The organism is Sphingobacterium sp. BIGb0116, from assembly GCF_024808035.1.
Classification (GTDB): Bacteria; Bacteroidota; Bacteroidia; order Sphingobacteriales; family Sphingobacteriaceae; genus Sphingobacterium; species Sphingobacterium paramultivorum.
In genome coordinates, this window is the sequence record NZ_JANUDT010000004.1 from 105,735 (window position 1) to 131,626 (window position 25,892).

Annotated in this window: 13 protein-coding genes; 1 reads left to right on the top strand and 12 read right to left on the bottom strand. The window is 42.0% G+C overall.

Annotated features, from left to right (window positions below; genetic code table 11):
* Positions 1-337 precede the first annotated feature (337 nt).
* Positions 338-784, bottom strand: a complete 447-nt coding sequence (locus M2419_RS11610; protein ID WP_259255122.1) for a nuclear transport factor 2 family protein — start codon at positions 782-784, stop codon at positions 338-340.
* A gap of 342 nt (positions 785-1,126) precedes the next feature.
* Here M2419_RS11610 and M2419_RS11615 point away from each other — a divergent pair, with 342 nt between their 5' ends.
* Positions 1,127-1,468: a hypothetical protein gene (locus M2419_RS11615; RefSeq protein ID WP_120335500.1), complete on the top strand. Its 342-nt coding sequence runs from the start codon at positions 1,127-1,129 to the stop codon at positions 1,466-1,468.
* Positions 1,469-2,039: 571 nt separating this feature from the next.
* Here the strand turns inward: M2419_RS11615 and M2419_RS11620 are convergent.
* The 11 genes from M2419_RS11620 to M2419_RS11670 all read right to left on the bottom strand — a co-directional run bounded on the left by M2419_RS11620 (position 2,040) and on the right by M2419_RS11670 (position 25,667).
* Entirely contained in the window at positions 2,040-3,605 is a 1,566-nt protein-coding gene (locus M2419_RS11620; RefSeq protein WP_228280021.1) for a DUF4832 domain-containing protein, read from the bottom strand.
* 44 nt (positions 3,606-3,649) lie between these two features.
* Complete coding sequence (locus M2419_RS11625) at positions 3,650-4,864, bottom strand: SusE domain-containing protein (protein WP_259255123.1); 1,215 nt, start codon at positions 4,862-4,864, stop codon at positions 3,650-3,652.
* A 123-nt stretch (positions 4,865-4,987) separates the two neighbouring features.
* A complete protein-coding gene (locus M2419_RS11630) occupies positions 4,988-6,628 on the bottom strand; it encodes a RagB/SusD family nutrient uptake outer membrane protein (protein ID WP_120335571.1) in 1,641 nt (546 codons plus the stop codon).
* A gap of 16 nt (positions 6,629-6,644) precedes the next feature.
* Positions 6,645-9,641: a TonB-dependent receptor gene (locus M2419_RS11635; protein WP_259255124.1), complete on the bottom strand. Its 2,997-nt coding sequence runs from the start codon at positions 9,639-9,641 to the stop codon at positions 6,645-6,647.
* A gap of 435 nt (positions 9,642-10,076) precedes the next feature.
* Positions 10,077-11,255, bottom strand: a complete 1,179-nt coding sequence (locus M2419_RS11640) for a glycoside hydrolase family 28 protein (protein ID WP_259255125.1) — start codon at positions 11,253-11,255, stop codon at positions 10,077-10,079.
* A 129-nt stretch (positions 11,256-11,384) separates the two neighbouring features.
* A complete protein-coding gene (locus tag M2419_RS11645; RefSeq protein WP_259255126.1) occupies positions 11,385-15,449 on the bottom strand; it encodes a hybrid sensor histidine kinase/response regulator transcription factor in 4,065 nt (1,354 codons plus the stop codon).
* 200 nt (positions 15,450-15,649) lie between these two features.
* On the bottom strand, positions 15,650-16,420 hold the full coding sequence (locus M2419_RS11650; RefSeq protein ID WP_259255128.1) for a hypothetical protein: 771 nt from the start codon (positions 16,418-16,420) through the stop codon (positions 15,650-15,652).
* A gap of 14 nt (positions 16,421-16,434) precedes the next feature.
* Positions 16,435-19,200: a sugar-binding domain-containing protein gene (locus M2419_RS11655; RefSeq protein ID WP_259255129.1), complete on the bottom strand. Its 2,766-nt coding sequence runs from the start codon at positions 19,198-19,200 to the stop codon at positions 16,435-16,437.
* A gap of 86 nt (positions 19,201-19,286) precedes the next feature.
* Positions 19,287-21,074, bottom strand: coding sequence for a glycoside hydrolase family 2 protein (locus tag M2419_RS11660; protein WP_182329812.1), 1,788 nt, complete (start codon positions 21,072-21,074; stop codon positions 19,287-19,289).
* A gap of 28 nt (positions 21,075-21,102) precedes the next feature.
* Positions 21,103-22,491: a DUF4832 domain-containing protein gene (locus tag M2419_RS11665; protein WP_259255130.1), complete on the bottom strand. Its 1,389-nt coding sequence runs from the start codon at positions 22,489-22,491 to the stop codon at positions 21,103-21,105.
* A 623-nt stretch (positions 22,492-23,114) separates the two neighbouring features.
* Positions 23,115-25,667 (bottom strand): tetratricopeptide repeat protein, encoded by a 2,553-nt coding sequence (locus M2419_RS11670; protein ID WP_159729629.1) that lies wholly within the window; start codon positions 25,665-25,667, stop codon positions 23,115-23,117.
* Positions 25,668-25,892: the final 225 nt, after the last annotated feature.

Sequence of the window (25,892 nt, forward strand, 5' to 3'; positions counted from 1 at the left end):
CTCTTGAGATTCTAATCTTATTTTATTTCCGGTTTATACAATGGTCGACACTGAAGATTTTGGGAACAATATCGGTACAATGATCAGTTCTTATACATAAGCCCAGTCCGATTAAAGTATACTTTTCTTCCATAATTACTATCATCTAGCGACCACACGCTATTTGTGCGAAATCTCAGCACGAATGGTGAATACCTAAAGTTAAATTAAAAGTTCCAAACTTGTATATCAGAAAAAAAGCCACATCTCCCGACGCGGCTTTTAAATTAAACTTAAATAGATAATTCTCTAGTGGCCTGTCCTCCACCCGATCTGGCAGATTACTAGCTATTAGATTTTATTTATACGAATTGATTGATTTCGAAACTTTCCAGCTGTTACCCTCGTGCTCTAAGGTAACCAGGTCAGTCTTGGTAAAATTTTCAAATTTCAAAGTTACTTTAGCGACCATATAGTCTGCTGACTCTTCAAGGATATCGGTGCTTACGGTGCAGTTCAGCTTCTCTCCTTTTTGCTTTTTCAAGAATTTAACGATTTCGCTGCGGCCATGACTTTGCACATTGGACGCTTGAAACTTTTGGTTAAAATCTTCAGCAAATAGCTGCTCTACACCTGCTGATTCTCCCGCAGTGGTTACCGCAACATAGTGGTCAAGTGCCAAGTCTGCTGTGGAAAGATTAACGTTTGCTTTCTCTGATTTCGAACCTGGTCCTTCAGCTGCCATAGCGAATGTTGATACGGCGATTAAGACTGCTGCTGCGAATGTTTTTACTAGGGTTTTCATAATATCTTTTTTATAGTGTTAGTTCTGTTGTTCTTATTTGTTGACTCAAAACTACAACACAATAGGTCCCTGACCTATGGGCTTTAGACCAACGCTCGGGAAAACTCGGTGAATGGCCGAAATCGGAAGGTGAAAATATGTACGAACACCCAATCTAATTTTTGAACGGCTTTCAGTTTACTGGGTAAACTAAATATCAACTAAGTAAGAGCGAATATTAGATCAACTCTCACGAATACGAATCGCTCAGCCCAGTCAAATTTCTTGTGATTACTTTTAGTATTAGATAATTAAAACATGCCCAAAAGGCATACATTATTTAACAAATAAAACTTAAAAACAATGAAAAAGTTATTGATGAGTTTGGTAGCCCTAGCTGCGCTATCGACAGCGGCTTTTGCAGGCACGGACACAAAAGCACCCAAAGAAAATGCAGAAGTAAAAACAAGTACTTCGGCAGCATCCGAAACCACCAACAAAGTTGAAGTTGCCGAATCAACAAAAGAAAGCAATGCAAAGTTTCTAAGAAAGTGTGTTTACACGCTAACAGTCTACAATAGTAGTGGCCAAGTTATTGACACTTTCACTTCGCAAACCTATGTTGAAAATTCCTGTTCAGGATTCTTCGACAACTGCAGAACGATTTACAGACATATGCTTGCCAATGGTGAATTAGGAATATAGTCTGCAAATTATATTTCATTCGAATTATAAGTGCTGAAAAATAAGCGGGGCTAAGGCCCCGCTTTGTATAATACCTAAATCATTTCCTACAAGTTAGCAGTTAACCCAACATGACTATGCTTAAGATTCCAGCCAATTACATTGTTTTACTTTGCTCCATTGAGTAATAAAATTCAACAAAACCACTTCAAATCTGCTGTTGTTCTTACTATACAAAACGGCTACTAGCTACATTTCAAAAAGAAAGAGTCAACATAAAAATTGGAATCGTACGGTGAAAATTCAATAGTATTTAAAAACATTGGATGACGAAACAAAAACGAGGAAACGATATGAAACATAAAAATTACTGTACAAGTATACGCTAAAACAAAGGGGCTAATTTGAACATCGGGCCCTTTTGAGGTAAAAAGCAACCAACGCTTAATTTTAGCTACTTAAAACACTATAAAATTTCAGGTATACGATTACTGTACAAGTACACGCTAAAATAAAAGGCCTGATCAATATCAGGCCCTTTTGACTAAAAAACTTTCGCTAATTTTGGCTTTTAAAGCTTATGCGAATGATCTCACTGTACCTGCACCTCCAATAGCTTTAACCATCCTGAATCAGTTATATCGCCATTTACGGCAAGCCTTATTCCCGGCTGATTTTCATTTGTTGTATCTACAATGGCGACGGCCCAGGTATAGTTCCCAGCAGCTACATCGACATTAGCTTTCAACTCGTATGCGACTGGATTATTCTTAAGCCAGGTGGAAGGTTCTCCTTTATCATCAACAAAAACTTTTTTTACCCTGTTTTCTTCGTCCAGGAGTGCAAAAGCTACTTTATATTTATAATTCCATTGAGGAATATTATTCGGGAAATATCCCCAGCCCATATTCCGCCAGCGGTGGTTAATTGTTGTTTCAGTACCCGAATTGACTTTCTCCGGTAAATAAATACGATCGGGATATAAACGATAGCCACCTTCAGAAATAAAACGCTGGCATAAGGTAAAAGATTTGGTGAACCAGCTTTCAATTTCACCGATACGGAAATCCATCATGTTTACAGCAGCTTCCAAGGAGCTGTCAAATTCGCCCTGCCGAACATCTTCGGGATGGTCTTGCCTGTATTTACCGCTTGGATCAGTCCAGTAACGGTGTGTACCAGTCGTAATCCAACCACCTTCCATAATAATCGGGCGTTTAAAATTCCAGACCTTGGCAAAATTCTTCTCCCAGCTTTGATAATAATCGGTCATTCCAAAGGCATCCTGACGCAGGCTGTACCCTTTATTGATCATCTTATTCAACAGCTTCTCCGAATTAGGATTAGGAGCTCCATTGCCCGCAGGGTCGCCAACTAAGCGGTGATAATTGATCAGCAAGGGCACTTTTGTAAAGTTCTTGGAATACACATCTGAAATCCAATCAACAACTTCTTCTTTGATCACCTCAATATTTTGGCCGGAAGGATTATTAGGATCTTCGTAAATGACACTATGTCCCTCCCCCCACAAACCGAGTCCATAGGCATCGACAAAGGAGGTTTTATTTAAATCATTAAAATCCTTCGCCAACTCTTCGATCAGCTTGCTATAATATTTCCGAAAAACAGGATCTTGCAGCACGGGTGTTTTTCTATCCGGAAAAGAAGCATTGGCAACATAATACTTGGCGCCTGCATCGAAAACAAACTGCGGCGTATTTGCTCCTTGATCGCGACCGTCGACGACGATACGAAAGGCGATTGGCAATCCTTTATCTTGTGCCCCTTTGATCATTTTATAGATTGCCGTGCTGGGATCCCTCCAGGCATATACGCCATCTACAGGATTAAAAGTTCGCCAGCTGGTACGGATATAACAGGCAGATGCATAGTCAATTGCTTTGACCGTTTTACCTAAGTCAGGTACATAGAATTGGGTGTCCCAATAGGAAGGAGTCCCCGAAGCTGAAGCATACATGACCCAGCCGTTTAAAGGGTTACGAAACATGGCACTGCGGTTGTAGCTGGGTTTCACCAAGGTCCCTGCTATATCTTTTTCGTTATCAGCACTATCTTTCTTGCATGAAACCGCTAGAAAGCAAAGCATGATAGCAAATGCGCTGAGGCAGGCTTTTTTATAGTTTATATTGTTTTTCACTTTCAGAAATGTTAAAGTTAATTTAAATGCTTTGATACAATTGCTTACCGTTTTAGCCCCAGAATTGTCATGTTCCTTAGATCAAAAATCAGCACATTGGTCGTGGCAGGAATGGTGAAATAAGAATTTCGGTTGGCGCCAACGGTACCTCCGCCCAATTCTGCAACTTTTCCTAAAGTAAGCGTCAGGGTCTGAGCCACACCTTCAGTCGTAGGCGGAGCACTAAAAGCATAAGCCAGGTTTTTGTTATTACTGTTGTCTCCTGTCACGATAAACTTGGTGGTCCCGACTTTACCCCCAGTATAGACCAAAACCTGCGGATCCGCCAAACTTACCTGACAATCCATTTTTACCGGAGTTCCCCAGCCATTGATACTTCCGTGCATCCACAAATCCGCCACCGTGGTCGTATAAGGCTGATCCCCTGTCCATGTCACTATTTTGGGAGCAAGTGCTTTCGCTGGAGAATAAATGGTTGCTGTCGCTTTTTGCATATTGACCACAACGCGATACTCGCCCGCAGTCGCTATTTTCCAGGAGAATACGTTTTCTCTCATTTTGATGCCAACGGCATTTCCATCGTTTAGTTCACCGCTTCCATCGGAGGTAACAACATAATTGGTTTCACCGTTAAATTCGACCGGAATTTCCAGTTCGCCAGGCTGCAAATTCAATACATAGGCATACTGATCCAGATTTTCCAATGTTTTTGGCATCTCCACTTTGCTCCCGCCAACGGCACTTCCGCTCAAGAACACTTTATCGGCATCAAAAACAACCGTCTTGATCGGGTTTACTGTAATTCTTACGGTACGTACTTCGGGTGCCTCAAAAGTAGCACCGCCCTCCCATTGGGCAACGACTCTAAACTCTAGTGTAAAGCTTTTATTTGCTGGTATGGCCCACTTTTCATTTGCCCAATTTTGTAATTGTTCGGAAGTAAAGCTTCTGCTCAATACGTTATCGTCTTCATAGTTAAATATGGCTGTACCGGTACCAAAATTGTTCCCCACCACATCTAACATCGTACTGTAGCTGACCAAATGATCATCTGATTGTACCCTAGCGGGTTTCCAGTTAAATGTGACGATATCTTTGGTCAAATTGACTTCGTCCAGCGTAATGTTTTCCGACGAAGGCTGAAGGTCCATCGTTTCATTGACTTTGGGTATATCCTGAATTTCCTGTTTGCAGGATAACTGGCAAAGTACCATGCTTAAGAAAAATAAGGTTTTGTATAAATAATTGATGATTTTCATTGATTTATAGTTTTGCTAACGTTTGGATAGAATCATGCGCTTGACTAGCGCAACTGCTTTTTTGTCATCAGATGGGAAAGCTGCCGAAAATACGATTAGGATTTGGACAGCCTCCCATAACCATTAATTATAACCCGGATTCTGCGGGAACGGTGCCCCTGTATTGGCATCCCTGATCACCTGTGGAATAGGCCATAAGATATTGTTGTCCGTAATTTTATCCTTGATCGCATTATTATATTTTTTGACCCGCTCCACCAAAGTATTGGTACGCACCAGGGTAAATCTTCTGCTTTCTTCACCAACTAATTCGCGGATACGCTCATCGAGCAGGAAATCCATATTCATCTGAGCGCCGGTAATTTCGGACGCTCCCGCTCTTTTCCGCACTTCATTGACGGCTTGGGCAGCTTTATCCGGCATATTTTGTCCCAAATAGGCTTCAGCAAGCAACAGATAGGTTTCAGCCAAGCGGAATTTCATACGGTCTTTATAACTACCGGTCAAACTTAAATTTTCAGTACGTCCGTAAAAGAATTTTGTAATCGCTGGAAATAAGCTTTTTGTCGTAAACCAGGTCTGTTCGGTAATATTGGCTTTTTTACCATATAGCGAGGCCTCATTCGCGTTGTTGTAATACCAGTTGCGTTTAATGTTATAACCTGAATTACGGATATCATTTGCTTCGAAAATACCAGCGACATTGCCTGTAGCATTGGTACCTGTGGTACCTACCCACCACTTCATTGGTACTAATTGTGCAATACCACGGCCGCCCAATGTGTCAGCCAAAACAAATCCTGTAATCGTCGAGTAATTGGGTATCCAAGCCCTACGCGTCCAGTCATCCGAATTGGTACCACCACCGATCGTGTTAAACTGGAACTGCAATACCCAGATACTTTCTTTATTGCCACTTTTTCTATTTTGGTTATTTTCCAGAAATAAATCGCTAAATACATCGCCTGGTTTGCTGCCATTTACGCCATATCTGTTTTTCATAAGGTTATAATACCCACTATTGATGACCGCCAATGCGGCCTTTTCTGCTTCGGCATGATTGCCCTGCAATAGGTAGATTTCGCTCAGCAAATGACTTGCGGCCCATTTGGTCAGCTTTCCTTCTTTTACGTCGTCCGGATTTGTAGGCAGGTTATCCACCGCAAACTTCAGGTCGTCTACCATGTGGCCGATGACTTCGGCTTTTGGTGTACGGGTAAAATTAAGCTGAAAATCATACAGGATAGTTTCCACATAGGGTACATCGCCATATAGATAAACCAAGGTACGGTAAGCATAAGCCCGAAAGAAGCGAGCTTCAGCCTGAAAACGTGCCTTATCCGCGGGCGTATCCCAATTGGTGTTTTTTTCGGAATAAACCAGCATCAGGTTTGCCGATGAAATGAGGTTGTAAGCCCAATTCCAGTAAGTACCCACAAACCGTTCTGAGGCAGTAAGTGTAAGGTTTGCAAAAGCCGTCAGCGAGCCATCGCTATTAATGGCATCGGCGATATCTGTAGATACCTGTAAAGCTTCATATGGGCAGGCACCATTATGGATGAAGGCGCCACCTTCGCCATAGGTATTGTATTCTGAACGTGTGAGTGTATACAAACCAGCACTCCCCACCTCGAAACCGTAGGTGCTGGTATAGGTATTGGAGGGGGCCAGTTCAGTTTTCAGTTCTTCCTCCAGAAACTTCTTACAGCCTCCTAAGGTTAACAATACGATAAGCCCTAAACTTGTTGTGATAATATTTTTCATTTTCATGTCCATTCGATTAGAAGTTTACATTTAAGCCAAACATATACGAACGTGCCGTCGGATAGGAGGCCATCCAGGTGTTGTCGTAATTGAGTACCTCTCTGATATTAGAAATCGTATTCAGATTGTTCACGCTAGCGTTTATATCAATACCATTTACACCGACCTTTTTAGCAATTTTGTGTGGCAATTTATAACCAAAGGTGATGTTCTTCACCTGTACGTAGCTCACCTTTTTATAGTACCCGTGTCCTAATGGATTGAGATAACCGGGTGAAACAATCGTCGCATTGGGATTCTCCGGTGTCCAATAATTGGCATCGTGTACATAGTTGGTAATCCCGAAAGTCCAGGCCCCAAGATTGGCCATGTGATCATCGCGCCATACATCAAAAACCCCGGTTACCAACGCAGATGCATAAAAATTTTTGTAAGAAAACCGATTGGCTAAAGATGCTGTATAGCGTGGATTTTTAGATCCGATGACCACCCTGTCACTCGCTTCTATCTTGCCGTTACCATCGCGGTCGTACAGCTTGGCAGCTCCGGCTGCTGCCCCATCCACAGTAATGGTTTCTCCATTTTGCCATACACCGATCATTTTATAATCGTAGAATACTCGTAATGGCTTACCAATAAACCAGTTGTTGGCAATATCATCGATACCATCCCCTCTCAACTCGACAATTTTGTCTCGGTTTAAGGAAAACACAGCGGTCGTATTCCATTGAAAATTTTCCCCTTTCACGTTCGTGGAGTTTAAGGTGACTTCAATACCTTTATTTTGGGTGGCGCCGATATTGTCCCAAATCCGGTTATACCCGTTCATGATAGGTACAGTGCGGGTCATCAGTAAATCTCTCGTTTTAGAGAGATAGGCATCGATAGTTCCTCCCAATCTGTTATTAAATAACTGAAAGTCCAGCCCCAGGTTGGTCGAATAGGTGGTTTCCCATTTCAAATTAGGGTTCCCCACACCATCACCGGCCAAATAGGCTGTCGTAACGGCAGTACCATCATCGCCCCAGATATATTTTACATTGGAGTATAAGCGGTCTAACGTGCGGTATGGTGTAATCGCCTGGTTACCGTTGGCACCATAAGAAAGGCGGATTTTCAGCATGTCCAGCCATTTGGCGTTATCTTTCAGAAAACGTTCCTCCCCGATTTGCCACGCCGCCGCTGCGACAGGAAAAAATGCGTATTTATTGTTGACACCAAATACAGAGGCTCCATCTGTACGTCCTGTCAGGGTCAATAGATACTTGCCTTTGTAGGCATAATTTATTCTGCCCATGTATGACAGCATCGCAGATTCCGATAAGGAAGCGCTGTTGGAAACAAGACGGCTGGCCGAACCGATCATAAAGTATTCGGTATCATCGGTTACAAAACCTGCACCGCTCTGGGCTGTTGACCAGCTTTTCGTTTTTTGCATACTGAATAAACCCGTCACATCAAAACGATGATCGCCGATCTGCCGCTCGTATTTGAGCAGGTTCTCCCAGGTATAATCGTTATAATTGGAATTGTTAATGGAAGCACTGCCTCCAGCCTGCGTACCCTGATCCCTGCCTTCAAAAGTATTGCGCCCGTAATAGGTTCCGGTAAATCCGTTCCGATAATTATAACCAAAATTTGATCGTAAGGAAAGACCCTCTACCGGCAGCAAAATATTGGCATAGCCAGAAAGAAAGAAGTTGTTATTATACCTATCCTGAATCGCGTTAACGTTGCGCATCGGATTGACGATCAATGAATACTCCATGGGCTCGGGTACATACTTCCCCGATTCGTCTTTATAGCTCCCATAAGGACTTTGTTTTATGGCATGTTCCAAATTTGGCGTAATACCACCGTCGCTTTTCCGGGTATATTGCAGGCCAACACCAGTGGTTAACCATTTATTAAAAGTCTGATCCACATTTGTGGTAATATTTAAACGGGACAACTTAGAATTGTATACCACACCCTCTTGATCCAAAGCAGCAAGGGCAGCCATATATTTTGTATTTTCTGTTCCACCGGAAATGCTCAACTGATGATCCATGGTCATGGCTTTTCGAAAGACGTAATCCTGCCAATTGTTAGTAATGCCTTTCGCATAATTACCGCGCTCTGTTACGCTAATAATATCCCCGGCGATAGGATCTAATAGCGCTCCAGTATAGCCCTGCCTAATTCGGGCAATATCTTGTTGAAAGCGGATATATTCATTTGGTCCCATAACATTGATGCGTTGCATAGGCTCGGCCATGCCGATCAAACCTTTATAGTTTACCTGAGCTCTACCCAGCGCCCCCCTTTTGGTTTGTATCAGAATAACCCCATTGGCCGCACGCGAACCGTAGATGGCCGAAGCCGAGGCATCTTTTAAGATCGAAAGGTTTTCGACGTTGTTGGGATCGATATCTGCCAGGGATCCGCTGTAGGGAATACCATCTAAAATAATCAACGGACTATTGTTGGCCGATATCGAATTTTCACCGCGTATCAACAGGGTCTGTGATGCTCCCGGCGCAGCCTCGCCGGTCGTAATGGAAAAACCGGCAACCTGTCCCACCAAGCGATCCATCAGGTTTGAGGTAGATACCATGCTTAGCTGCTCTTTTCCGACCACAGCCAAACCTCCTGTTAAATCTTTCTTCTTGGCTGTACCATACCCTACGACCACAACCTGATCCAGGACATTATTTCCTGACATCTTCACATTGATGATTCCTGATGGATTGACCTTTAATTCCTGGTTATTAAAACCGATGTAGGTAAAAAGTAGCGTAGCCGTGCGTGGCGCCAGAATGGTATAACGGCCATTTGCATCTGTCTGAACACCGGTTTTCGCCCCTTTAATCATAACCGAAACACCCTTAAGTCCTTCTCCCGCATCATTGGTGACCTGACCTTTGACATTTATTTGATCTGTTGCTTGCGAATAAGCATAATTAGCCGCCACCACCGATAGGGTAGCACTCATTATCCAGCTCCTGAGCCAGATATGTATCTTTTGTATCATTGATTTATAATGGTTAGTTTAAAATTTACTTGCGTTCTTTACTTTCCCTTTCTCGTAAAGAATATGAGTTTAAAATAGGTCTGCTTCAATAGGCTTGGATTTTTAATTTAAATTTTGTGATACATACTATCTCATTGCTGCAAATGCATGCGCAATGCCGATGGCAAGACTTCGTTTTCGTTCTTATTGACGAAACCTAAAATTCCGTTGCGCCTTGCTATTGATTTTTGTAAAGTTCGGATTACCCTGCGTGAGCCTAATCACGTGGTCGGGAGGAATTTTCATACACATATTTTGCTTTTTTAAAATTGGTTAAGACAAAACTATAATCATCACCAATTCGTAGGGTTCGTTTTTGTACGAAAATGGTTTGATTTTGTACAAAAGGCAAAAACATGTGTTTTTCGCTGTAAAATGGAGGTTAGAAGCGCTTTATTATTCTTTTTTTATACACATTAGATGATCTAGGATAACGGTATCGCTTGGTTGCACATCGATAGCTTCACCCCGACCTTTATAAATGATATCGCGGAAACTGGCCTGCGAGATACCTTTGGCTTTTATAGGTTGATGACTGATTAAATTTCGTACAAATAAGCCCTGCACATGCTCGCCATACTCGACCACCAAACCTTGTTTTGCTAGCGGACTGATGACCATATTCTCGATAAAAACATGACTTATACGGAGCTTACCCACAGGCATAATCCGTATGGATCGGTGTGAAATTGAATAGAAGTCCTGCCAGTTCTGGAGATAAATAGTTGAAATGTTGTCGATTTCGCCCCTATAAATCGAACCACTTACCACATTTACATTTTCTTCACCTGCTCCCACTCCGGTATCTGTCAACCCTATATTAATAAAGTCGTCACCGCTTTTACCTTTGCAATTCGCAATAATAATATTTTTACAGCCAAAACGTATGCCCATGCCGTCTTGGTTCAAAATCTGTTTGTCTACTCCATCAACAGTTACTGCCTGCCTTACGTTAAAAGTAATATCGCTTACCTTACCGTTTGTACAGCGTTCCAATACCAGTCCATGCCCATGATAATCCTTTAATGTAATGCCGCTAACCTCAAATACATCAGTGTGAGCCAATATGATGGCGTGGTTCCGCCATCCACCTTTTTGGTTCTCTCCGGGCTTACCTGCATCTGTACCATAAGATTCTCCAAATCCGCTGGGATTTAAGGACAAGATTTTATTATGGTCACCGGTAGCTCTGGGATGATCAGCTCCTTCTAAAAGAACATTTCCTTTTCCAATAATCCGGATATTCTTTGTGGGTGCTATATCTTTAATTGCCAGCCCTGCATTTGCAGAACGGATAAAATTATCCCGGCATTTATCCGATAGCTTAATGGTACAGTTATTCAATTCAAGTTCAAAATCGCCCGGAAGCAAAATGGCCTGATCGATGAGCCAGACACTTTTTTTTGTTACCGCATCGTATTTAGGGATCACTACTTTCCCAGTCGACTTTTTTGCTTCATTTATGGCTTTTTGTATACGTTCTGACTGGGAACCACTCTTGTATTTATTGGGGCTGATCGAAGTCTCATCTACCTTTTGGGCGACAGCCGCTGTCAGATAAATTACGTTAAACAAGCAAAAGCAATATGTAAGCAGAAGCGTTTTTCTAAAAATTGTCATTTTCATGATCGTTAGTATTTCAAAAATATAGAATGGCCTTTCACCTATCTGAAAGGGTATATCGGTCAACTATTGGCTGTATTTTTATTTCTTTCCACTCGAAACCTTTTTCTTAAACTCTGAAGGGCTCAGTTCAAACTGTTTTTTGAAACAGACGCTAAAGTATTTGGCATTGTTAAACCCGGTTTGGTAAGCAACTTCCGCTATCGTCAAATCCGATTTTTCTAACAGATAAGCACTTCTTTTCAGCCGCATATTCAAAATAAATTCTTTGATGGACATTCCCACAATATCATGTATTTTTTGATAAAGAATGGTTCTGCCTACGTTCATATCAGCCACAAAATCTTCTACGGAATAACTGGCATTGTCAATATTTTCTTCAATTACCTGAATGGCCTTAATCAGCAGTTCCTCGTCCATGGAGGTAACGGTTACATTGGAGGGATCTACCTGAATGTGTTTGCTGTATTTTTCTTTTAGTTCCCGCTGATTTCTTAGAATGGTTTCCGTCTGTTGCAACAGGTAGTCGACATGAAACGGTTTATCAATAAACACATTAGCGCCATATTCCAATGCTTTTATTTTATGCTGGTTGTCATCTCCCGTACCCGAAATCATAATAATAGGAATATGGCTCGTCTTAAAATTTTGTCTAAGGCTACGGCATACTTCCAAGCCAGTGCGATTTGGCATGATCAAATCGGTAATAATAAGTTGCGGATAAATTTTTTCGGCTTTAATTAAGCCCTCTTCCCCGTCACTCGCCGTGTATACATTATATTTTTCGGCCAGACGCTGCTCCAGATAGACACGCAGCTGTTGGTCATCTTCAATGAGCAGGATATTATCTGTCTTTTTTATAGGGATCGATCCTGTTTCTGGGGCTGCAGTATCCTGCGTAATAATATCGTCGATTTCAGAAACGGTGTAATCATACACATTAGGCTGCATGTCGCCTGCCCCGGCCTGTTTCCTTAACGGTAGTGAAAGGGTAAATGAAATTTTATCGGTCTTATTGACCATCCATATTTTACCCTCCAGCACATCTACCAGTTCTTTCACAATAGCAAGTCCAAGTCCTGAACTTTCTTCAAAAGTTGGCCGATGAGAAGATAAGCGGTTGAAAGAAGTGTAAAGTGTCGCGATCTGTTCTTCAGAAAAACAATCACCGGTATTTATAACTTCAATGGAGATGTATTCGACTTCCGTTGGATTTAACGAAGGAAACCGTTCTTTTTCTTCTGCTGTTGCACTATAGATACGTACGCCCACATACCCATTATCTGGTGTATATTTTAGGGCATTGGAGAACAGATTAGTCAATATTTTTTCGATAACATCGTAATCAAAGGCAACATATAAATTGTCCTTGTACGCGGAAATATTGGTTTCAACACCTTTTTTATTGGCATAGAGCTCAAACAGGCTAAATATATCCCCTACAAAATTGATAAAATCACCGACCTGCGGATTGAGCGTAATTTTTTGGCTTTCTATTTCGCGAAAGCGCAGCAATTGGCTAATCATCCGCTGTATTCTGGATACATTTTTCTCTATTAAATCCATGTATACCAAAGCGGTATCATTGGCCACAATAGTGTCTTTGAGTTGTTTAAGCGGCTGTAAAACCAAGGTTAGCGGTGTTTTTAAATCGTGTGAGATATTGGTAAAGAAGTCGGTACGCGCCTGGTTCAGCTCTTGCATATTCTGTTCTTTTAAACGCTCGAGTGCTAATCGCTCTTTAAACACTCTTTTATTGCTGTAATATCTCATTATGAAAAAGAGCAGAGCAGAAACAAGTGCTGCATAGCAGCAATAAGCCCACCAGGACAAGAAAAATGGTGGATCGACATGGATATATAATCGTGATATTTGATCGCCCCATAGCCCATCATTGTTGGAAGCCTTGATTTCAAAGATATAATCTCCGCCAGAAAGGTTGAGAAACTGTACAGATTTCTGGTTGGCATGACTGATTTGCCAGTCTTCACCAAGCCCCAACATCCGGTAAGCGAACTGGTTCTTCTCTGCGGATAGATAACTATTTGCCGAAAACTTAATTTCTACATTGGACTGGTTACTGGAGAGCCTTATCTTGTCTTCTTTTTGATTGGAAAGACTGCCAATGTCTTTCGTTAAAACTGATGAGCCATCCGCTGGTTTCACGAGTTTATTGTTGACCAGAAATCCTGTAAAAAAAACTTTGGGTTTTTGCAGATTTTTATTGAGGTACGCCGGATCGAAAAGTAGAAATCCATTGGTACCACCAAACAGCATTTCACCCCTAGAAGTTTTGTAAGCGGCATGAATATAAAATGAACCAATGTTATTTTCCTGATAAAATCTGGCTTTCTCAAATTTACTGGATTTCCAATTGAAACAAAAAAGACCATCACTGGTACTTAACCAGATATTTTTCGTGGCAGCATCTTCTAATATGCCAAATACCATTTTCGCCGGGAATCCGTTACTTACACTATAGTTGACATATGTCCCATCTCTTTTGAGTACATTTACGCCTTTACCCAATGTCCCCAACCATACTTCGCCATTTGAAGTCACTGTATAACTACACAGGTAATTTGCTGAATAGGAAGCATCTTTGAGCGCGTAGTGTTTCAATACCTTTAACGTATGGGGATTTACAACAAAAAATCCTTGATGGCTAATTAAACAGAGCTGATCTTCGTTATTCACATATAATGCTTCGACTTCGAGTTTCATTTTTTTGCCCTGCGCATCAAGGACGCTCACCATCTCTATAGGACCTAGCGGCTTCTTTCGATATAAAAATGATTTATCGGGATCTGTCATCCACCAGATGCCTTCCTTATCGTTTACAAAATCATAAACGGTGAGTGGTTGCTGGCTCTCCGGAGAGCGGAAATTGAAACTGCTGAAATGCTGATTGTCCACATCATAACTACCAATACCGCCGTTATAGGCTGAAATCAACAGTTTTTTGCTCGTTCGGTCAAATTTCAGGCGTTTAATCATATGGGGACTCGACGAACTACCCTTCGATTTTTCTGGAGGGTTAAACTGATCCTTTTTTCTATTCCAGTAATTCAGGCTCCCCCCCTCGGTACCGATCCATATATTTCCCAGATGATCTTCCTGAAAACTACTGACTATGGGGTGATTGAGTCCCCCTGGGCTGGGCTTGAAGTAACGTACTCGGGAATCGTAAAGCGAGCAATAAGCTATTTTACCACCGTAAGTACCTATCCAGGCCCCTTGGTCCGGATCCTGATAAATTGTCCATATCGAGTTATTCGGTAATGAATAAGCATCGTTCAAGTTCATTTGCAAGGCGCTGCTGCTTTCATTGGATGGATCATAAAGATACAATCCAGCTTGCGTAGCCACCCAGATCACCCCGGTTTGGTCCAAATATAATTTTTTGGTTAACACGGCTGAATTTCCCATTATGCTTACTGGGATCTTCTGTTTTAAGTTACCTGTTAAATCTGTTACATGGATTCCCCCTCGTTGTGTTAAAAAGTAATATTCCCCCCCGTACGCGACCGCATCGTTCACCTGATTTGTCGTACTACCAAAATCCGCAAACTGGATTAGGCGTTTTTTCGTCATTTCAACTTGATACACGACAGCGCCTTGGCTTAGAAACACCTGATCTTTAGCACTCAATATATTTTGGAAAGACTTGTTTTTGGGCAATAAAAAGCTTTCTGTCTGTTTATTTTGCGGATTATAGCGTAGTATGCTATTGTCTGACAGCATGTAAACCTGACCATCGCTATGTACACAAAGCGAACGGATCATTCCGGGAACCACGACATGAAAAGAAAACCGTTCGTAATCGAATTTTAATAAGCCTTGCCCAGAAGCTAGAAACAGATTTCCCTTTTTATCCCGAATTAAAGAACCATAACCCCATTTTTGCGTTGGTTTGATCGCAGAGACGATATCATTTAACTGATAAAAACTATTGCCATCGTACATGAAGAGCGCATCGGGCCCCGTGTACCAAATACGCCCTAAACTATCTTTTGCGATGCTCTGTATACCGCCATAATAGGAAGTTTCGGGCATCAGATGAAACCTATACCTCGAAAGATCGATACCGAGAACACATTGTCCCCAAAAAACGACGAAACAAATTATCAGACTGTATTTATTCATTTACCGATGCTACTAAAGCTGTTTAAATTTCTATCCAAGATTTACGCGTGCCAGGTTCAATCAAAATACCCTGCTGCTAATTGTTGATCAGTGGTTCTATAACCTTCGATTATCATACTATTAGGCAATGAGCTTCGTCGAAATTCTGGCCTTAGCTCTTTTTCAGCTGTTCAGATCCATGCGAAGCCAACAGTACCAATTTACTTAAAAACAGGCGTTGGGGACAAACTTATCTTCTTTTGCTGATTATTTTTGAGTTCGAAGATTACAAGTTCATTTTTTCCGGGTATTAAATCCTCCGAAGGAATTAATATCGACTGCTGTTTTTCTTCCTCCCAGTAAGATCCCAAATATTTTTGATTTAACCAGACCTCGCCCATTCCCCATCCTGTCATATTAAGATACTTGTTTCCGGACAGATTGTGTTCGAAGTGACCTTTGTAAAAACCGGGGCTGTCATTAACTGATCTTTGTTCAAAAACCAAATCCTTCAGTGGATAATTACGCACCGTTAAGGGGATCATTTTCCAGTCTTGAAGGTCGTTTCCGTCTAAAGTAATGGTGCCAAATATCCCTTTTGAATTATCTGTAATTTCTGGTCCGTAAGTGATCCGGCCAATATTCTCGACATAAAATTGAAGTAAGTGTTTGCCTGGATGTGTTTTGATGGCTAGTTTTTTACTCTTATCTGTCAGGCTACCCTGTACCTTACCGTCGACATAGACCACGGCATAATCGCGTACGTTTTCCAATTCCAGCTCTTCGCTTTCGGCATCAGTGTTTATCTCGGTCTGATAAAGTACATAGCCCGATTCGATGTCCAAATCATTCAAAGATAATGCATTTTCCGCCTCGACAGCCTTATTATAAACCTGGTTTACAGACGCTTTCTCTTCTAACCTAATTTCCTGTGCCATGAGGGGCTGCCCCCAAAAAACAGTCATCACAGATAATATCATTGTTCTTACCATTGTGTAAATCTTTCTTATTTCTCTAAAAATGATTGAATAAAAGTTTCGTCCACGGCCACTTGCGGCGAGAATTTCTCACTTTTTACATAATTATCGATACTGTACAACAATTGTTGGGTAGCGGGACGGTTATCCATATCATTTTTGGTATCCAATGCCAGTACCAGCAATTTCCCGCCGTGCAGTTTGGCTTCGAAACCTATACCCAATTTCTGGTTGTTGTCGTAGCTGTCGATGACCTGTATAAATGGACGCAGTTGTTGTGGTGCATGTTGCATTTCGATTACTTTTGCATGGTTCAGGATATCCCACCACTGCCAATCGGTATGGTATGAAGTAAGAAAATCATTAAACATGGCCTGCTTATGATGAACCAGGTTGCCGATGGTCATCGGTGCCCATGCAAACATAATGGGGTTCCAAAAATGATTGTGAAACAGTGACTTTCGACCTTTCACCTGGTCTGGAGAAGGATAAAGAACCACGGTTTTACCCTGGGCCAACTGCCTTTTTGCAACATCATCGTAGACATCGGTGTACAATACATTAGCTGTAGACTGCATCAGATGTTGATGTTTTGGGTATACCCAAATGTCCCAGCTATTCTTAATGCTATCGTTCACCGCAAGATGAACCGTAACTTTTTGGGTGCTGATGTTTTTTAGGGAAATCTCAAATTCACCTACCGGCGATACATTTTCGTTGGCAATGGTTTGCTTTTTCAGTGTTCCCTTTTTCAATACGTTGCCAGCGGTATCGGTCAACCACCATTTAATTTTCGCATTTTCAAGTGCAGAATTGCTAAAGTTATATACCTCGGCTTTTCCCCTAAATGTTTCTGTGTTGAAAAAACTGCTTTTATCGTAGCGCAGTAGAGCGACCGTTGGCGCGCAAAACTCGCTGAATTTTTCTGCTGTAACCAATCCTTTCGAATCCCAGAAAGGATCGAAGATCCCCACGGGCGCGTACCCTTGTCCCGGAAAGTCATTCATCGACAAAAGCTGAAATCCGGCAGATTTACCTGATCGCAACAGGGCTTCGATCACGGCTTTGTACTCCAGCACGGTTAACGCACCAGATGCTCTGAAGAAATCCTTTGCTTGGTCCAACATGCCATTTTTTTGTAATAGATCGCTAAATACTTCAAAATTGCGGGCCTCTACGGGACTGTTGGCATATTTCTTTATTTCATCAAAATTTGGATAAATACAGCGTTGTCCTGACTCGTGTGAAATGACGGGCACATCTACATCAGATTCCAAATTCTTGTCCCAATCGGTACCGGGCAGACCTTCGTACACCTTCACCGGTCCTTTATTGGTTTGCTGCGAAACGTAATATTGATCCGATTTAACCCGTGTTCTTGCCGTAGAACCGCTATAAAGATGACGGGGATCAGCTTTTCTGCCTTCGGCAGTCAACTCCTCGATAAAGTCGAAATTCCCAGTAATTTCATTTCCGTTGCAGTACAGAACAAAAGAAGGGTGGTTGCCATATTCTTTTAAAATAGCTTTAATTTCCCTACGGAAGAAGTTATATCTAGACTCGTCGGGTTCGGCATCTTTGCCCCACATAGGCATTTCCACTTCAAAATATATTCCATGTTTGTCTGCCATGCGAAAGGCCGCCGCCGGCGGGCACCATGAATGGAATCGTAAATGGTTCATGCCATACGCCTTCATCAGCACCATGATTCGTTCCCAAGAGGCATCGTCGAGCGGAGCATGGCCTGTTTTTGGAAACACTGCATTTTCTACATTGCCTCTTAAATGGATGGGACGATTATTGAGCAGTACATGGTTTTTTCCTTGTTTTACTTCACGCATACCAAAGGTTGTCGCTTTTTCATGTCGGTAGCTGTTTTTGTCGTCGGAGGTATTCAGTTGACAATTTATACGATAGAGGTTTGGGTTAAACTCATCCCACAATTTGATATGCTTACCTAATGGAATAGTGGTCTCTACGAAGGTCACCGAATCGGTACTTACCAGTGCAACTTCATCCTTAAGACTGTAGTTTGTTCCCTCGATGACGAAAGACACTTTGCCCTTTATCTGTTTTTTGGTCGCATTATTTACCCGTAATTTTACTTTTATGGACTGATCGGCTATATTTGGATATACCTGAAGATCTTCCAGATAAACTGGGTCTATGGCCAGCAGTTTTATTTCTCCTAGAATACCGTTCCAGTTAATCTGCGTAAATTCAGTATGCGCATGGTTCCATTTGTGTGTATTATACTGAAACCGGTTATCGATACAAATGGTCATGCGATGCTTCTTTCCGGGCTTTACAAATGAGCTCAGATCGTGGTTGTGGGGCACACTTACATAATCGATACTGCTGACTTCCTTGGTATCTACAAAAACTGAACTCAACCAGTGGGTACGCTCAAAGTATAGGAATATTTTTTTCCCTTTCCATTCGGCAGGGATTTCAATATCACGTTGGTACCATGCCGGTCCCATGTATTCGTATTTTCGGGTCAGGCGATCGATATATTTATAGGGATTTTTATATCCTATCTGATAATCATCGGTAATACCGGGAAGCTTAATTGTTTCTTGCAAAAGATGATTATAGCGGGGGGACAGCGATCCTCTACGGAAATCCATCACGTCCGTCTGGAACCCCCAAGTGCCTGATAAATCGATAGCATCTTGAGCCTTTAACAAGGATGCCAGCAGGAAAAACCCCATTAGGCACATCATTTTAAAGTATTTATAGATGCTTGTCCTGTATTCATCCATTTTGTGTTTCGATAGTTTAGGTGCTTTCATTCTTTTCAGTATATTATTTTTGTAGGCATCGAAAAAATAGTGTCACTGTGATACTCCTCTTTAAGCTCGGTTTCGTAATTGAAGTCTTATTTATTATCATAATAATGCTTCATCAGAAACCAGGCTTTCTTTCGGTAGCCTTGGTCTGAGATCAATCCTTTGCGGTTCCAGCCATCTTGGTTGGTCGGATGAAAACGGAACGGCGAACGGAAATCAAATAGCACCCAAGGTGAAGTTCCGCGCAGGTTTGGAATATGCTTAAACATTTCGAGGTTGTTTTTGTACAAAGTCGCTTGGTAATCTTCACTCCATGAACTGACGACATCCTTTTCGCCCGTTTTGCCATACAGCGCCTCGCCTCCAAATTCAGAAATAATTAAGGGCTGGCCTTTTGCCACATCCCATACTGCTTTATCAGGAGAAACTGGCCAGGAATGGTACCAGCCTAAATATTTGTTGACAGCTACGACGTCCAATTCTTTCGTAAAAGGATCATCCATAACAAAGGTTTCCTTCTCCTTATTGAAACGAACAAGATCAAAAGCAGCGGTTATAAGCCTGGTCGTGTCAATGGCTCTGCATGTAGCAATCAAATGCCTGATAAAAGCATTTCTAGGCTCGGATGGTTGGGTTTCATTGGCTACGCCCCAAAAAGCGAGTGCGCAACGATTTTTGTCTCGAGCAACCATTTCCCGCATCATTTTACCGGCTTTCTCTTTGGTCGATTCATTTTCAAAATTGATGCCTTGCCAAATGGGAATTTCTTCCCACAACAAGAAACCCATTTTTTCGGCCATTCTCACGATATATTCATTTTGTGGATAATGTGCCAAACGAATCATATTACAGCCCAAAGCTTTCGCTTCTGAAAGCAGCATCACTGCATCTGCCTGTGAAAAAGCACGACCTCTGCGCTGAGGTATTTCCTCATGAAATGAAATGGACTTAAGAAAAATAGCTTCGCCATTCAGGAAGATATCTTCCCCTTTTACCCAAATATTGCGAAAACCTATTTCCTCTTCTATTTGATCGTCGCGCGTTGAAATCTTCACGTTATACAGTTTAGGTGAAGTGGGCGACCAACGTTTGATTTTTCTCGATAGGAATGAAGTTTTTACTTCCCCCTGAGCATCTGTTTTAAGCGTTTGTTTTAGTTGTAGTTCCGGTATTTCGATAGTTACCGAGGAATTGGCCATCGTTTCCGAAAGTTTGACCTTCGCATTGATTTTATCGGCTTTGGTTTTGTCCAATTGAACAAAATAATCGTCGATAAAAACTTTTGGCGTGCTTACCAAAAAGACATCTCGGGTGATACCGCCATAGTTCCACCAATCAAAGGCCATTGCCGGAATGGCATCAACCTGCCGGCTATTATTTACCTCAACTGCCAAAAAATTATCGTTTTCTTTAGCTGCATCTGTTATTTCAATCTGAAAGGGGGTAAAACCACCTTCATGTTGTGCAATCTCTTGTCCATTGAGATATATGCGACAACGGTAACTTACCGCAGCAAAATACAAGAACAACCTTTTGTTATTTTCTTTCACTACATCGAACTTACGCCCATACCAGATGGTACCTTCGTAATATTTAAGTTCAGGCATTTGACTGTTCCAATCTGAAGGCACATTTAAACGGAGACCATTCTCGAAAGCGTATTCATAAAAATCAGTCTTGCTTTCGGCTTTTTTATTCAGGTAGATTTGGTTTTTTCTTCCCTGGTCGTACAAGTCTACAATAGCGTCCCACTTTCCATTTAAGGATTGAGCTCGCCTACCATACACATTGGCCATATTTTGCTGTGCAACAAGGTTGGAGGTTATCAGGCTAAAAAAAAGGGACAATATCAAAGATAGATTGATCAGCTTTATCATAATAGGTGTTAGTTGTTAATAAAATTTTCTATTTTACCTGTAATGCCGAAAGCTTTGTCCAACCCTGAGCCGTCAAATCTCCATCAAGAGCAAGTTGAATTGCAGGCTTATTTTCCTTGGTCGTATCAACAATGGCGACTGCCCAGCTATATATCCCTGCAGGTAGATCTACTTTTGCATTTATTTTATAACTCGCAGCAGCACCTTTCAACCAAGCAGACGGTTCACTCTGACGATCTACAAAAATCTTTTTAACATTCCCTTTGGCATCTAACAGTGCAAAAGCAACTTTATATTTGTAGTTCCATTGTGGAATATTATTAGGTAAGTAGCCCCAGCCCATATTCTGCCAACGATGGGCGATTTGCGCTACTTTTCCCGTCTTGATATCTTGAGGGAGGTTGATTTGGTCTGGATATACACGGTACCCCCCTTCTGTAATAAACCGTTGAACCAAATCAAAGGACTTAAACCAGGATTCAGTTTCTCCCCCCGCTCTAAAGTCCATCATATTGACATGGGCTTCGGCCGACAGGTCCAACTCACCTTTCCTCACATCCTCATCATGACCTTCTCTATATTTTCCACTGGGGTCTGTCCAATAACGGTGCTTACCTGGAGCAATAATCCAGCCTCCTTCCATGATGATAGGACGCTTAAAATTCCATTTCTTGGCAAAATCCTTTTCCCAATTCTGGTAATAGCCAGTCATGCCAAAAGCATCTTGGCGAAGGCTATACCCCTTATCAATAGCTTTATCCAATAAGCGTTCACTATTCGGGTTGACTGCTCCCCAACTTTCGGGATGACCGACCAGACGATGGTAGTTGATAACCAAAGGAACTTTTGTAAATGTGTTAGCATATAAGCTGGTCACCCATTCAAGGGTTTCTTCCTTTATTTTTTCAGTACTTTCGGGTGTTGCCATTTTAGGATCTTCATAGACAACATAATGTGCTTCGCCCCATTTCCCCAAGCCATAGGCATCAATAAAAGAGGTCTTTTCAGGATCATTAAATTCCTTGGCCAAAGCTGTGATAAATTTGGTATAGTATTTTCTAAATACCGCATCCTGAGGATAAGGTGTTTGCCTATCGGGATGATTTTCATTTTCCAAATAATATTTGGCTCCGAGGTCGAACACAAATTTGGGTGTATTTTGACCTTGGTCGCGACCATCTACCACAATACGGAGCGCTATGGGCAACCCTTTCGTTTGTGCGCCTTTAAGGAGTTTTCCTATTTTAGAGTTTGGATCATCCCAGGCATAAACACCGTCACTGGGATTCAGCGAAGACCAGCTCGTGCGTACATAACATGCCGAAGCATAATCAATGACCTTTACCTTTTTACCCAATGCTGGCACAAAATATTCGATATCCCAATACGTATCATCGGCATTACGGGGAGCATACATTACCCAACCATTTAAAGGATTGCGCAAGACTGAATGACCATCGTATTTTGGCTTTAATAAAATATACCCGGTGTTGCCCGAACCGCTTTTCCCTTCATTTTTTTGAGAAAAACCAAGCAATCCAGAAGTGCACAATAAAAGCGTTAAAAAAAAATTTATTATCCAATTTGAGAATAGCTGTTTGTTTATCATTTCGTATTTGAACATATTTTCAAGTCTATTGGTTATTGGTTATTGTATTCTATACTATATTGGTCTTATTTAAATCAAATTGATCTAATGGGACGACACAAAAATAACCACAGCAGATTTCCGCTATGGTATTGATTTGTTCAAAAAAGGTTCGTTTTTGTACAAAAATTAGGATTTAATCCGCTACGAAGGACGATGTGAATAAAATCATTCACTTATGGAGACTAAGTGATAAAGAAACAGATCTTCCTTCTTGGATTTATACCGTTTAAATTATTAGGGAGGTTTCTTATCAGATTTATAGCAGTCTACTTAATGCAAAAAGCCCGATTGTTGTCGGGCTTTTTAGGTTCATGTTCCATACGATCCTCTTCATTCGAAAGAAATGAAAAACGCTATCACATCTGGCGTATGCCAAATTTTCAGAAGTATTACTTCAACTTCTGTAAGCGCTCTTTCGCCGCGGGCACGATATCATCGTTTTTATCATAATTGTCAATCACACTTTTCAAGGTACTCTTCGCCTGGAAAGCATTGCCTTTACGCGCATAGGCATCAGCAAGCAATAGGAAGCTCTTGGCAACCCAATATTCTTGTGCTTCCCTATTGTTGATTACATCAAAGGCTGTTTCCAGCGCTTTATCATATTCCTTGTTATCATACTGTAGCTGCCCCACACGATACCGCGCTTCTGCGCCGACTGCCGATTGGCTTTTCAGCGCGGCCAGGTTGAATTCTTTCATGGCAGACGCTACATTCTTTTCTTTTAGCAAGGCTTTTCCACTATACAGATGCGCTTTCGCTATTTCTTCCTCCGTTGCTCCGTTGTAATTCTTGACCAGGCTCACGTACTTAGCCATTTGCTCCATATCGCCGAGTTCGAAGTAACACACCATCAGGTTCGTTACCGCATAGCCATAGTTCTTTTTATATTCTTCGTTGAGCTCCAATTTTTTGAGGTGCACAATGGCTTCATTGTATTCTTTAAGATCCAGATATAGCGCAGCAACCGTCAGCAAGGTATTCTCTGAATATTTGCTCGTCCAGTCGTTCAATATGATATTCAGATCGTGTAGTGCTTCCTGTGGATGCCCAGTGCGGTACGAACTCACCCCACGGATGTAACGGGCAAATTTTTCTTGTCTGGGTTTTGGAAATTTATCAAAATAGGCATTGATCGCTTCTACAGCCGCTCCGTATTCTCCCCTGGCGAATAGCGACTGCGCAGCCTGGAAAGCCATGTTATCTAGCTCTGCAGGACTCAGATTACTGACATTGGTACCGACAGCATAACGGATATAGCTTGAAGCATCCCCCTGATCGAGGTAAATATTTTCGATGAAACGCATGGCCTGCTCGGCTTCAGCAGTTCGGGTATATTTCTCCACCACCTTCTGAAAAGTCGCTTTCGCCGCTTCGGGCTCATCGTTATTGTACTGCACGAGCCCTATGGTCATTAAAGCGCGCGGAATATAACTGCTACGGGGGTACTTTTCGACCATTGCTTGCAATCCTTCGATAGCACGACCATAATCACCCATCGTGAAATAAGTATAGGGAATTTCAAAGGCCGCATCATCCGCATAGTTCGAAGATGGAAATTGCTTCAAAACGGACCGCAGCGTACTGAGCTTGGTTTCGTTGTTACCTTGCAGACCAAATAAGATACCGCGCTGGAATAGGGCATAATCCTGATTGGGCGCTTTGCTGTCGATCAGCTGATCATAGTACTTATTTGCCCGGCCGTAATCGCGCAGACACAGATACGAATCGCCTAGGCGTGCAATGACATCATACCGTATATTTTGATCCACCGCATTTCCTCCAGCAGCCAAAAAACGTTCAAAATAATTGGCCGCCAGTTCAAAACGGTTGTTTCGGTAAGCCGCATACGCCAACCCATAATTTGCATAATTATACAGGTCGCTATTCCGAGCGACGGGCAGGCTCAGAAACTGGGAGAAGTTTTCTACGGCTTCACCAAATTTGCGCACTTCATACATGGCCTCTGCTTTCCAATAGGTTGCAAGAGCGGCCATTTCAGCATTGACCGGAAACTTTTCAGATCGCATAAACATGGATATGCTATTTTCGAAAGCGCGCTCGTTATAAAACTCCAGTCCGCGGTAGTAGGTGACCTTTTGATAGATCGCATTGACCTCCCGACCGCGCTCTTTTAGCGATTCCAGCATACTAACACCGGCATGGAAGTTGGTGGTCCCACGTAGAATTTCAGCGGATAGTGTTTCGGCACTTTCCTTTCTTTTTGAACCCGGATCGACAGGTTTCACTTCTTGGGCGATATATTTTTCGAGGACTTTTTGTGCCGCTTGGGTGGAGTCCATTGCAAACAAGATTTTAGCATAGTTAAATAGCGCATCGGCTTTCACTTGCTGGTCTAAATCCAGTTTTGTCGCTTTGACAAAAGCATTTCGTGCAGCTTGCTTGTCGCCAGTCTCCAGAGCGATGTGGCCTAATGTCATGATCGCCCCCTGATAAAAGGCATCCGAAGGTTTTATGGCCTCCAGCATACCGCTCGCTCTTTTGTATTCGCCAGCGCCATAAGCCAGATAGCTGATGCGATAATTATCGATATTACTTTGCGAAGCGTCTGGGTGCCGTTTCATCAATTCGTGATAATAGGCCTGTTTATATTTTTGCTGCGCTAAATAGGTGGCTGTGGCAATCTGGCGTAGCTCTGTCTCGATAGCATCGCGGTTGATATGCGTCATATCCGGACTGCGGCGTACCTTGACCGCATCGGCCAGCATAGGCCGGTAGTCGCGTACGACATCAATGGAATCCATGGTTTGAACCTCTCCGCCGCCACCTTGCACACTATGTTGCTGTTGCTGTTGTTTCTCTTTCTTTTCTTTCTGTTGTTTCCCCACTTCCTGCGCATAACCTGTAACCAGCAAAGCCGAAAGCGTACCAGTAAACAGGTATTTCAGGTAATTGTGACCGATTCTTTCTTTCAATATCATTGTTCGTCCGTATTTCTGAATTGTTCCAAACGTTCCTTTGCCGAGGAGACATAGGGTTATCCCTAACTAGTGTATTCAAAACTAAAGAATTCCAAGCACATTCGGTAATTCACACCTCATAGTTGCTTCGTTTCAACGATTTAGAACAAAACACGCTATTCCATTGCTCTATCGGCAACTGAATTTATACAATAATGGAGCCAAGAAGAAAAAATAAAAGAGTGG